This is a genomic window from Butyrivibrio sp. NC2002, from assembly GCF_000702265.1.
Lineage (GTDB): Bacteria > Bacillota > Clostridia > Lachnospirales > Lachnospiraceae > Butyrivibrio.
Window position 1 is genome coordinate 586,905 of the sequence record NZ_KL370880.1, and the last position, 11,730, is coordinate 598,634.

General features: G+C 38.7%; 11 protein-coding genes. 7 read left to right on the forward strand and 4 right to left on the reverse strand.

The genetic code is table 11. The features are described from left to right. The first annotated feature begins 83 nt into the window (after nt 1–83). The 3 genes from holA (at nt 84) to T543_RS09710 (ending at nt 2,922) form a co-directional block, all read left to right on the forward strand. Nucleotides 84–1,106, forward strand: coding sequence for a DNA polymerase III subunit delta (gene holA / locus T543_RS09700; protein WP_051638674.1), 1,023 nt, complete (start codon nt 84–86; stop codon nt 1,104–1,106). A 126-nt stretch (nt 1,107–1,232) separates the two neighbouring features. Further along, nucleotides 1,233–1,877 carry a DUF1653 domain-containing protein gene (locus T543_RS09705; RefSeq protein WP_035767880.1) on the forward strand — a complete coding sequence of 215 codons (645 nt, stop codon included), beginning with the start codon at nt 1,233–1,235 and terminating at the stop codon, nt 1,875–1,877. A 19-nt stretch (nt 1,878–1,896) separates the two neighbouring features. Next, nucleotides 1,897–2,922 (forward strand): glycosyltransferase family 2 protein, encoded by a 1,026-nt coding sequence (locus tag T543_RS09710; protein WP_035767883.1) that lies wholly within the window; start codon nt 1,897–1,899, stop codon nt 2,920–2,922. A 47-nt stretch (nt 2,923–2,969) separates the two neighbouring features. Here T543_RS09710 and T543_RS09715 read toward each other — a convergent pair whose 3' ends face one another. Both T543_RS09715 and T543_RS09720 read right to left on the reverse strand, forming a co-directional pair. Beyond that, the gene (locus T543_RS09715) at nt 2,970–3,677 is read right to left on the reverse strand and encodes a phosphatase PAP2 family protein (protein WP_242839498.1); all 708 of its coding nucleotides are present in this window, start codon (nt 3,675–3,677) and stop codon (nt 2,970–2,972) included. 132 nt (nt 3,678–3,809) lie between these two features. Beyond that, on the reverse strand, nt 3,810–4,781 hold the full coding sequence (locus tag T543_RS09720) for a diacylglycerol/lipid kinase family protein (RefSeq protein ID WP_035767884.1): 972 nt from the start codon (nt 4,779–4,781) through the stop codon (nt 3,810–3,812). A gap of 219 nt (nt 4,782–5,000) precedes the next feature. Between T543_RS09720 and glyA the strand changes: the two genes are divergently transcribed. Then, entirely contained in the window at nt 5,001–6,239 is a 1,239-nt protein-coding gene (gene glyA, locus T543_RS09725) for a serine hydroxymethyltransferase (RefSeq protein WP_035767887.1), read from the forward strand. A 76-nt stretch (nt 6,240–6,315) separates the two neighbouring features. Here glyA and T543_RS09730 read toward each other — a convergent pair whose 3' ends face one another. Further along, complete coding sequence (locus T543_RS09730; RefSeq protein WP_035767888.1) at nt 6,316–6,501, reverse strand: hypothetical protein; 186 nt, start codon at nt 6,499–6,501, stop codon at nt 6,316–6,318. A 938-nt stretch (nt 6,502–7,439) separates the two neighbouring features. On the opposite strand from T543_RS09730, the gene T543_RS09735 reads away from it, so the two are divergent. After that, nucleotides 7,440–8,726, forward strand: a complete 1,287-nt coding sequence (locus T543_RS09735; protein WP_051638675.1) for a glycoside hydrolase family 3 N-terminal domain-containing protein — start codon at nt 7,440–7,442, stop codon at nt 8,724–8,726. Nucleotides 8,727–8,802: 76 nt separating this feature from the next. Here T543_RS09735 and T543_RS09740 read toward each other — a convergent pair whose 3' ends face one another. After that, entirely contained in the window at nt 8,803–9,594 is a 792-nt protein-coding gene (locus tag T543_RS09740; RefSeq protein WP_035767891.1) for a hypothetical protein, read from the reverse strand. A 273-nt stretch (nt 9,595–9,867) separates the two neighbouring features. Between T543_RS09740 and T543_RS09745 the strand changes: the two genes are divergently transcribed. Further along, on the forward strand, nt 9,868–10,179 hold the full coding sequence (locus T543_RS09745; protein ID WP_035767892.1) for a hypothetical protein: 312 nt from the start codon (nt 9,868–9,870) through the stop codon (nt 10,177–10,179). A 148-nt stretch (nt 10,180–10,327) separates the two neighbouring features. After that, the gene (gene rlmD, locus T543_RS09750; RefSeq protein ID WP_035767895.1) at nt 10,328–11,575 is read left to right on the forward strand and encodes a 23S rRNA (uracil(1939)-C(5))-methyltransferase RlmD; all 1,248 of its coding nucleotides are present in this window, start codon (nt 10,328–10,330) and stop codon (nt 11,573–11,575) included. The last annotated feature ends 155 nt before the right edge of the window (nt 11,576–11,730 follow it).

The window sequence follows — 11,730 nt, forward strand, 5'->3', positions numbered from 1 at the left end:
CATATTCTCCTTTATACTTTCCCGCTTTTCCTATGCTATAATATACAACATGTGATTCGATTATATCAAGGGGACAGTCGATTATGGCAGCTAAGAAAACATCAGATTATCCTGCTAAGCAAAGACAGATAAATGAAGACATTGCTACCGGCAATTTTAAACCATGTTATCTGATTTTCGGAGAAGAAGCTTACTTACGGATTCAGAACAGAGATAAATTAAGAAAAGCGCTTCTTGGAAGTGGTGATGCCATGAATATGCAGCACTATGAGGGCGATTCAATAAACCCGGGTGAGGTTATAGATATGGCGGAGACACTTCCTTTTTTTGCTGAGAGAAGAGTCATTGTTATTGAAAACAGCGGCTTTTTCAAAAAAGGATGTCCTGAGCTTGCAGATTATCTTAAGAACCAGTCCGAGACAACAGTGTTCGTTTTTGTGGAATCAAATGTTGATAAGAGAAATGCCCTATACAAGGCCGTTTCCAAGCAGGGACTTGCTATAAGCTGCGACACCCCGGATGAGCAAATGCTCTCAAAATGGGTTGCTTCCAAGATAAAAGCTGAGAATAAGAGAATATCACCAAGAGCGATAGCATACTTCATAACCAGAGTCGGAACCGATATGTCCAATATGAGCAATGAAATGGATAAACTGGTAAGTTACTGTCTTGGAAGAGATGAGATAACGGAAAATGATATAGATGCAGTATGCGCAAACTGGCTTACCAGCAGAATATTCGAGATGACAGATGCGATAACGCAGAGGAATCAGCAGAAAGCGATAGAGATTTATTATGACCTTCTGGCGCTCAAGACTGCTCCTGAGATGATACTTGCACTTATCGCAAGACAGTTCAATCTCATGCTTCAGACCAAGGAAATGGTTGAAAAAAGGATTGATTCTTCATCTATCGCAAAGACACTGGGATTATTGCCTTTTGTCGGATCAAAGTATGTTGAGCTTGTCAGAAATTACAGCTTTGATGATATCAAACAGTCACTTGATCTGTGCCTTGAGAGTGACTATCTTGTAAAAAGCGGAAAACTTGACCATGTTATCAGCGTTGAGATGATCATTATAAAGGCTTCATCTCGGAAAAAATAGTCAATTTATGATATAATGGTTTTCGTTGTATAGATTTCTGTTTTTTCTTCAGAAAAACGGAAGAAGTCATGTGTTTTTAACTGGAAATACAATATTTTATCTTAGAAGTATTTAAAGGAGAATTTGATGTTAAAAAGACCGGCACCACAAGAATTATACAGACATTTTAAAGGCGGTAAATATCAAATCATAACAGTTGCAAAAGATGCAGATACAGGTGAAGATATAGTTGTATATCAGGCACTGTATGGGGATTTTACCGTTTATTGCAGATCACTTAAGGAGTTTATGTCTGAAGTTGATCATGTAAAATATCCTAATGCAGATCAAAAGATGAGATTTGAGAGGTTTGAAGTATCAAAGGCTGATGACGCTGCTTTGGCAAAGGAAGATGCTCCTGCAAAAGATCAGGTCCTATCAAAATCTGCTTTGGAATTTGACAGGAAGTTTTCTTTTGAAAATGAGGGAGCTGCAAAAGAGGAGACCGCTTCAGAAGGAAATGCCAATTATATGCAAAGAACTATAGAAGAGGAAGCAGAAGAGTTTGGCATGAACCCGCTTGTAGTGAAGTTCCTTGATGCAGATTCAAGCTCGGAGAGACTTGAAATATTAAACCAGCTAAGGCCGATTATTACCAACGAAATGATCGATGTTATGGCGATGGCCATCGATACGGAAGTTCCGGGAGATGATCCTGACTTGCGATGTGTTGAACTTAAGGAATGCCTTATAACCAAGCAAAGGTTTGAAGTAACAAGATTAAGAAAATGATTGGAGAAAATGAAAAAAGATGAAATTACTTTCGATAGCTATACCCTGCTACAATTCACAGGATTATATGAGTAAATGCATAGAATCGCTTCTTGTTGGCGGCGAAGATGTTGAAATTCTGGTTGTAGATGATGGTTCAACAGATAATACAGCTAAAATTGCAGATGAATATGCAGCAAAATATCCTACGATAGTTAAAGCTATTCACAAGGTTAACGGTGGACATGGCTCAGCTGTCAATACAGGACTTGAAAATGCTACAGGTCTTTACTTTAAGGTTGTTGACAGTGACGACTGGGTAAAGGAGATTGCATATAGAAAGATCCTTACAACACTTTCTGATTTTGTTGCAGATGGTCAGAAGCTTGACCTTCTTATCAGCAACTTCGTATATAACAAAGAGGGCGAGCACAGACATAAGGTAATGAGATATAACAAAATGTTCCCTATCGAGGAAGTGTTTACCTGGGATGATGTAAAGAGGATCAGAATCGGACATTATCTTCTTATGCATTCAGTCATCTTCCGCACAAAGCTTCTTAAGGACTGCGGATTAAAGCTTCCGGAGCATACCTTTTATGTAGATAATATCTATGTATTTAACCCGCTTCCGTTTGTTAAGACAATGTACTACCTGGATGTTAATTTTTACTACTATTACATCGGAAGAGCAGACCAGTCAGTTAATCAGAACATAATGATCTCACGACTTGATCAGCAGGTTAAGGTTAATAAGCTCATGGTGGATTACTACGTTGAGAATATCGGCATGATCAAATCAAATTACAAACGTTACCACTATATGTTTAACTATCTTGAGATCATTACTGCTATTTCCACGATTCTCATGATAGCATCAGGAACAAAAGAAAATCTCGAGAAGAGAAAAGAGCTCATGAATTATATAAAGAGCAAGAGCTTACTTCTCTATATGAAGCTCAGATACAGAATTGAAGGCGTATTCATTTATCTTCCCGGAAAGGGCGGAAGAAAGATTACCCTGACAGGCTACAAGATAGCTCAGAGATTATATAACTTTAACTAATAAAAATCCCCATTACCGTTTGGCAATGGGGATTTTAATATTCAAGATCAAAGACGTACATTTACGCGTTCTACATGTCTGTTATAAGCATGTACAATGATTTCGCTCTTGTATACGATCAGATTGATGATGATTGCAAATAGTATTCCGCCGAGAACATCGATAACAGAGTGCTGTTTGATGAACATTGTTGACAGAATGATTAAAACACAAAATACGAATGAAAACAGTTTTACTTTTTTGCTGTACCTGTTTGAATTAGATACTGCAATATGTGTTCCAATCGAGTTGTATACATGAATGCTTGGCCAAAGGTTTGTAGGTGTATCAGTCTGATACAGATGAGCAACCATGTGTGCAAATATGTTATCTCTTGGCATAACGGCAGGTCTAAGATACTGAATATTAGGCCATACACTTGAGATTATCAAAAAGAGTGTCATTCCTGTAAAGAAGAATGCCTCCATCTTAAAGAAATCTTCCAGGTCATACATCAAAAGAAACATAAAGAAGAATACCGCGCAATACAAAAACCATCCAAGATAAGGAATAATAAATATCTCAAGGAACGGAATGCTGTCATCAAGCGCTGTGTGTATCTCTGTATAATGCAATGACTTAGTGTTTTCCAAGTGGAAAAACCATGATAAATAAATTATGCCATATACTAAAACCGGAATAAGAAGCCTGAGAGTATCAAGCATTCTGTCTCTGGTCCAAGGTTTGTCAAAATATTTTGCCAATGTTTTTTTCATACAAAATAATACCTTATATCGTTAAAAACCAAATTTCATGCTAACATAATTTACTATATATCAGGCTATATATTTTTTCAAAATCAAAAGTGCATAAAAATAATAAAAAAACAATAAAAAATTAGGCATTTATCATGATAAAAGTGCTATTTTCTGTTTTAAACAGGTAAGCGTTATATCGTTTGACTTAAGAAGCACTTCACCATCGGTATGAACCCAGAGAGGCATCTCTGTTTTGATGCGTATTTCTTTTGCCCTTATGTGGTGAATTCCTTTTTTGCCGTAATGCTTTCCTAAAAATGCAAGCGGAAGAGTGGTGAAAATCTGGAATAAGCTCATATCACCACCGGTGATCAGATCAAACATACCGTCATCAAGTACTGCATCCGGAGCAAAATTAAAGCCACCACCCTCATAGTGATGGATCATGGCTGCTGCAAATATAAGATGATCATAGTGAATCCTTTGCCCGTTGTCTGTTTCGATATCGCAGCCCGTCTTTATTGAATTTATGATCTGTCTTACTGCTATCGAACCGTAAGTCAGTTTACCCAGACCGATCTTGTTGAGGAAGTTTTTGGTACCTGAAGAGAGGGCTTCCTCGCAAACAGCAGCATCGAAGCCTATTCCGCAGCTGACATCAAATTTTCTGTCAGAGGATATGCGCTCGTCATGGAGCCTTGAAAAGGTTTTGGTCATATTATTGTAATGCACATTTCCTATATCAAGCCTTCGTACAACTTCGCCTTTAAGAATGGTATCTATGAGATCTTCGGTCTTTTTCTGAAATCCAAGGTCTCTTACAAAATCATTACCTGATCCAAGCGGAATAACTCCAAGCCTTACATTTTCAAAATCTTCTATTCCCGATATGACTTCGTTTAATGTGCCATCGCCGCCCATAACTATAATGTTGAAGGGCTTCTTGTCATCAGGTACGTCTTTTGAAGTAAGCCTGTTTACAGTATGCATGGCATGCCCCGGACCCTTGGTGAAAATAACCTGATAACGGATGCCTTTTTCTTTGCATTTACTTTCAAATAATTTGTAGATTTCTTTGCTGTGACCTGATTTGGATGCCGGATTAACAATACAATAAAACATAATATACCCCACAAAACTTATGAATCCTGCTTCTTTTAAGAAGCAAAATCCTACCTGATACAGTATAGCATTTTGAAATATGTTTTGACGAGGATTTTAATATATGCTATTATCTATCACGACACTTTAACACATTAAAACGTCAAATTATTAAAACCAGTATTTTGCCAAAGAAAACTGGTTTGAAAAAAGGCGAAGGTTAGGCGGAGGAGAGCAGTAATGTATTCATTGGACGAAGTGAAAAAAGTAGATCCTGAAATTGCAGGTCTTATCGAGGAGGAAGTTGAACGTCAGAACAATCACATTGAGCTGATAGCGTCTGAAAACTGGGTTAGTAAGGCAGTTATGGCTGCCATGGGTAGTCCACTTACCAACAAATATGCGGAAGGACTTCCCGGAAAGCGTTATTATGGTGGCTGCCAGGTTGTTGATAAGGTAGAGAATGTTGCCATAGAACGTGCCAAGGAACTCTTTAAATGCGATTATGCGAATGTACAGCCTCATTCAGGTGCGCAGGCCAATCTTGCAGTACAGTTTGCTCTTCTTAAACCCGGTGATACAATTCTTGGTATGAACCTTAGTCAGGGTGGACATCTTTCACACGGAAGCCCGGCTAATATTTCCGGTACATACTACAATGTAGTTTCATACGGTGTTGACGACAATGGCTTTATCGACTACGACGAAGTCAAGAAGCTTGCCATCGAACATAAACCTAAGCTTATAATTGCCGGTGCCTCTGCTTACTGCAGAATAATAGATTTTGCCAAATTCAGAGAGGCAGCAGATGCCTGTGGTGCAGTTCTTATGGTTGATATTGCACATATTGCCGGACTTGTTGCAGCAGGTGTTCATCCCAGTCCGTTCCCTTATGCTGATGTTGTTACGACAACAACTCATAAGACATTAAGAGGACCGAGAGGCGGTCTTATCCTCTGGAATCAGGCTGCGCAGGATAAATTCAAATTCAATAAGGCAGTATTTCCCGGAATCCAGGGCGGCCCTCTTGAGCATGTAATAGCTGCCAAGGCTGTCTGCTTCAAGGAAGCTCTTACACCTGAATTTACAGAATATCAGAAACAGATTGTTAAAAATGCCAAGGCTTTGAGCGAAGGTCTCATGAAGAGAGGTGTTCAGATTGTTTCAGGCGGAACAGACAACCATCTTATGCTGATCGACCTTACCAATTTTGATCTTACAGGTAAGGATGTAGAGGCATGGCTTGATGATGCTCACATTACAGCCAATAAGAACACAATACCCAATGAAAAACAGTCTCCTTTTGTAACAAGCGGCATCAGACTTGGAACACCTGCAGTTACAACAAGAGGCATGAACGAAGAAGATATGGATAAAATAGCAGAAGCTATATCTATTGTAATAAAGGGAAAAGGTGAAAAGAACGACGAGGCCAGAGTAATAATCGACGAGCTTACTAAAAAATATCCTTTGGTTTAAGTCGCGAATTTACAGACAAACACTCCGTTGCAACTATATTTGCAGCGGAGTGTTTTTCCTTATAAAGTCAAAAACATCATTTAGACATAACATTGTCTGCAATAAGGGCAAGAGTGCTTGATATATCATTAAGCGTCTGTGTCATGTTTTGCAGCATTAATTGTGTCTTTGTTGAATCGGCAATCTGTTCAGTCTGGAAGCGGTCTGTCATTTCCTTTATACGTTGCTGTTGCAGTGCAGTTACTTCAGATATTCTACTCATGATACTTATCCTTTCTTGCTAAAACAATAATTAAATGTGAACATTATTTATACCAATATTATCTATCAACTATTCCGTAAAATCTAATGAAATACAAAATATTTACATTATTTTTATCATTTCACCAAAAACGATCGGATTTTGAAATTTTTGGTATCTGAAACAGTAAAAATATGTATATAAGCGGCTTTTGGGGTTCGAATATTTTATAAAATAATTGTAAAAAAGGAGTGCTCTTATCGAAATTCTGAATTGTGCAAAAATTATATCGAATATGTACAATTATCAGAAAAACGAATAAGTCAAGATAAATAATCAAAATAATAAAAGAAAATATGCGAAATGTGTTGACAAATTAAATGCATAGAGATATACTACAAACATAACAAAGAACGTTTTAAGTTTTGGAAATACTTCAGCAGGGGCTGAAAGAAAGGCAGGTACGGTCCAAAGGGAACTTAAGTTTTTAATCAAACGTTTTTATTAAAATTCGGAAAGGAAGGTACAGTCCACCGAGCTAGTTTAGTAACCACAACAATAGTGAATGATCCACTACAACGAGTTCAGGTACATGACAATGTGGCGAGATAGTAGCTTTATAGTTCACCACCACAAGCATATGAATGCAAAGGTTAATGTAAGAACATGCGTTGAGATTTGGAGGTAAGTCCATTGGACAAAGAAACACAATTTGAACAGACGTAAGGGCGGGTGCAATGAAAAGATGCATTCGCCCTTATGTTTTTTTGTTTAATAGGAATTTCCTAATTAAACAAAAAAAACGCTCCGCTATGGATTCATTTTTTAGATTCCGGAGAAAAACACAATATTTTGTGTTTGATTAGACTATAAATGGTAGTAATAGTGTTTTTGCTGTGGTAAAATATAACCAGTGAAAGGTGTTGGCATAAATGAGGGGATGCCCGCCGGGAGGTTGTATGGAAAATAGGAATACAGGATACGAGACTGAGCGCGATGAAAGAAGAGAGATTCGAAGGCAGCGAAGGATTAGAAGCCAGATAATCGCTTATGTTCTGGCCGGAATTGTGTTTGTATGTCTTGTTTTTGGAGGGGCACTTGCGATAAGGGGAATAGGCAGTGCTCTGATAAGTTTAAATTCCGCTGCTGCTTTGGCTTCAACTGAGGAAGCATCTGTAGAAGCGGAGGATGTGGCAGCTACATCACCTATGGATATTTCTGTTGATGTAGCAGTTCAGGAGACAGATGTTCTTGATGGTATCGTGGATACCTGCATTTCATCCATGCCGCTTGAGGATAAAGTTGCCGGATTGTTTTTTATAGCTCCGGAACAGCTTACGGGAGTTGAAGCTGTTATCAAGGCAGGAACAGCAACCCAGGATGCGCTGATGGCTTATCCTGTCGGAGGATTGTTTTATACATCTAAAAACATGAAGGATGAAGCACAGTTATCAGAGATGATCGCTTCTACTAAAGAAATGAGTAAGTATCCACTTTTCGTTGGAACCTGTGAAGTTGGTGGAAGCAGCAGTCAGATAGCCAACGCACTTGGACTTGGAATGCCGCAGAGTCCGTCAGAACTTGCAGCTACTGGCAATGCTGATGAAGCATATAATACCGCAAATACTGTTTCGGATTATATGAATAAATACGGCTTTAATACTAATCTGGGGATCAACGCTAATCTCTCTGAAGGGGAAACATCTTTTGGAACAGATTCGCAGGTTGCTTCTATGATGATCGGGCAGACTGTTTCAGGACTTAAGAATTTTGGCGTCAATGCATGCCTTCAGTATTTCCCTCAGATGTCTGATGATGGATCATCTATTGATGATCTTGCCTCAAGGCTTGAACCGTTCAAGGCAGGAATAGACGCCGGTGCGCCGATGATAATGGTGTGCACAGCTCCTTCGCAGGGAGTTACGGGAGATGATACTCCTTCGTGTCTGAGTTCTGTGATCATGCAGGATGTGCTGAGGAACCAACTTGGCTTTAACGGTATAATAATTACAGATTCACTTAATGACGGTAATATAACTGAGAAATATTCTGCAGGTGATGCTGCAATAGCTGCAATAAATGCAGGAGCTGATATGATATTTATTCCTTCGGATTTTACAGAGGCTTATACAGCTCTTCTTACAGCAGTTCAGAATGGGACGATCAGCGAGGATAGAATAAATGAATCCCTGCACAGGATATACAGAGTAAAATATGCTGACAAAGCGGCTGAAATAGCTGAATGATATAAGGATTTTATGACATAAAAACGCCCTTGGCATACAACCTATGATTGTACGTCAAGGGCGCATTTTTTCTTTTTTATACGAAAGAATCCAGAATAGATGAAATATCTGAATTAAAGCTTCCGTTTGCAGAGTAGGTCTTACTTTGCGAAGCTGCATGGGTTGCGGAAGATTCTATAAGCGAAGCTGCCGATGAAATCTGATATCCATAGCCGCTTCTTGAACCCATAACATTTTTAACAGACTCCATACCCGCTTCTTTCATTTTATCTTTATCAAGAGAAAGCTTGCCATTATCGCCAACATTTATTCCGATTGCCGACAGCTCTGTCTTAAACGAATTGGTTATTTTCTGCATGTATGATGCCCTGGTGGAAGTAGTTGTATCAGATGCATCTGACGCAGCTGAAATAAGGCTGTTGTAATTTTTTACAAAGCTCGAAACGGCGCTGGTTATTTTACTTGTATTGTAGTCGAATACCTTTTGGGTTGATCCATCTTCACCCTTGATGTCCTGCCATTCTTTTTCATAGACGGATTTACTTGATGAATCTGTGAGCTTACTTATATCGGACTGAACATCTTTCGCAGTCTGCGCCATAGATGAGTATTTTTTTGACTCATTACTCTTTGAGCTCGCAGCAGATCTTTCAGCTTTATCTTCCTTTGTTTTAGAAGTTGCTGAGCTGTTTTCAGAGTCTATTTTTTTATAATATGCTGATACAAGCTTTCCATAACTGCCATTTTTTATTGAAGAATAATCCGACAACATACCGGAGAGATTACCAAGATAATTCCCGGAAGATGTGGATGGTGCTGACATACTGGAAAATAAGGTGGAATAATCCATATTTACGTTAATTCCCATAGATATCACTCCTTTGACCTTTGGAACATTGTTCCCGAAAAGACAGCGTCCATGCTGTCTGCATAATATCTCTAATTAATTTTTATCCCAAGTATATGTTTTTTTCAAATGAAAAGATAATTAATATGATGAAGAATGTGTAAAAGTATGCGCTTTTTCGGAATGTTTACAGATTGTATCAATAGAAAAATAGAAAGGGTGCGTTTACAATTTCCGCGGTTTTTTGTACAATAGAGCCGTAGCACCAAAAAACAAAATGAGGTTATATTTTTTATGTCATCAATTATTCAGGAAGATCAGGTTTTTAATAACGAAGTATCGTTTTGCAGAGTATATTCACAGGAAAGCAAGAAGATCCTTGAAGAGAGATTTCTTGCGAACAGAATATCATACTATATAGATTGGCAGAATCAGTCATTTTTTCAGAAATTGTTTGGAAGAGATAACAGCAAGATCCTGTGCACAATAAGGATCAACAGAGCAGATGTAGAGAGAGCCAGGGATTTGGTTTCAGGGCTTGAAGATATTAAGCTGCGTGACTTTAGCGACAGAAAAAATAAGAACAAAAATAAGTCCAGAAAGTAGTGTTGTCGGCCTTCGGAGCAGTTTGTTTCCGGAGGTCTTTTTTTGGCAGAGAACTCGCTGAAGCTTTATAAGCATACAGAATAGCTCCTGTTAGGTCCTGCCATCATAAAACATAGACATTGAACGGAATAAAAAAGAAGGAAAGATAATGTATAAGAAGCCATTTAAAAGCAACAATAAAGATAATACAAAAAATACTAAAACTACCAAAGCTAATAATACTACCAAAACTCCAAAGAGCAGATGCCCTTATTCTAAAAAATGCGGTGCCTGTCAGATGATAGACACACCCTATAAGAAGCAGCTTGCTATAAAAAAGAAAAGGGTCGAAGAGCTTGTTGGAAAATACGGAAAAGTGGAAGACTTCATCGAGATGGAGAAGCCTTGGCACTACAGATGCAAGGTTCATGCTGTTTTTACGCATGATAGAAAAGGGAATCCTGTATCCGGTATATATAAAGAAGGTTCACATGTGGTTGTTCCGGTAGATGAGTGTTTCCTTGAAAACAGGAAGGCTGACGATATCATCAAAACCATTCGTGGAATGCTTAAATCATTTAAGATCAAGACCTATGACGAGGATAACGGCTACGGTCTGTTTAGGCATGTACTTATAAGAGTAGGACATAACACTGGGGAGATCATGGTTGTACTGGTCCTGACTTCACCGATCCTGCCTTCTAAGAATAACTTTGTAAAGGCTCTTCTTAAAGAGCATCCTGAGATCACTACAATTGTCATAAATGTAAACGACAAGCATACAAGTATGATCCTGGGAGATAAGGAAAAAACAATCTATGGTCCCGGATTTATTTATGATACTGTTTGCGGAATGAAGTTTAAGATTTCACCTAAATCTTTTTATCAGGTCAATCCTGTTCAGACAGAAAAGCTTTATTCCAAAGCGGTTGAGCTTGCAGGACTTACCGGAAAAGAAACAGTTCTTGACTGCTATTGCGGCGTGGGAACGATAGGTATAATTGCGAGCCCTCATGCAGGTGAAGTTATCGGAGTTGAACTTAACAGAGATGCTGTTAAGGATGCAAGATTAAATGCAAGAATTAACGAAATAAAGAATATAACAGTTTATGAAAATGATGCCGGCAAATTCATGGTACAGATGGCTGAGTCAGGGGACAAAGCTGACGTTGTATTTATGGATCCTCCAAGATCAGGATCTACTGAGGTTTTCCTGAATTCAATGTTCACACTTAACCCCGACAGAATAGTTTATATTTCCTGCAGCCCTGATTCGCTTGCAAATGATCTAGCGATAATAACTAAAAATGGTTACAAGGCAGAACGTATCATTCCTGTGGATATGTTCCCTTTCACCAGGTCAGTTGAAACAGTAGTCCTTTTGACTAGGACCAAAGGGACGACGTCAGAAGGCTAACACTGTCCATGCGATAGCTGTCTGCGATTGGCAAGTCCGGAAGGACGAGGACAGAGCAGAACTTCCTTGTGAAATAGTGGTGAGACATGACAAGCGCATAACCAAATCGATTTACTTATCTGAGATTATTCTAGTTACCACGGCTGGCCATCCAG

Excerpts from the sequence above, each read along its gene's own strand:
- holA (WP_051638674.1), top strand. The coding sequence starts at position 84 with ATGGCAGCTAAGAAAACATCAGATTATCCTGCTAAGCAAAGACAGATA.
- T543_RS09705 (WP_035767880.1), top strand. The coding sequence starts at position 1,233 with ATGTTAAAAAGACCGGCACCACAAGAATTATACAGACATTTTAAAGGC.
- T543_RS09710 (WP_035767883.1), top strand. The coding sequence starts at position 1,897 with ATGAAATTACTTTCGATAGCTATACCCTGCTACAATTCACAGGATTAT.
- T543_RS09715 (WP_242839498.1), bottom strand. The coding sequence starts at position 3,677 with ATGAAAAAAACATTGGCAAAATATTTTGACAAACCTTGGACCAGAGAC.
- T543_RS09720 (WP_035767884.1), bottom strand. The coding sequence starts at position 4,781 with ATGTTTTATTGTATTGTTAATCCGGCATCCAAATCAGGTCACAGCAAA.
- glyA (WP_035767887.1), top strand. The coding sequence starts at position 5,001 with ATGTATTCATTGGACGAAGTGAAAAAAGTAGATCCTGAAATTGCAGGT.
- T543_RS09730 (WP_035767888.1), bottom strand. The coding sequence starts at position 6,501 with ATGAGTAGAATATCTGAAGTAACTGCACTGCAACAGCAACGTATAAAG.
- T543_RS09735 (WP_051638675.1), top strand. The coding sequence starts at position 7,440 with ATGGAAAATAGGAATACAGGATACGAGACTGAGCGCGATGAAAGAAGA.
- T543_RS09740 (WP_035767891.1), bottom strand. The coding sequence starts at position 9,594 with ATGGGAATTAACGTAAATATGGATTATTCCACCTTATTTTCCAGTATG.
- T543_RS09745 (WP_035767892.1), top strand. The coding sequence starts at position 9,868 with ATGTCATCAATTATTCAGGAAGATCAGGTTTTTAATAACGAAGTATCG.
- rlmD (WP_035767895.1), top strand. The coding sequence starts at position 10,328 with ATGTATAAGAAGCCATTTAAAAGCAACAATAAAGATAATACAAAAAAT.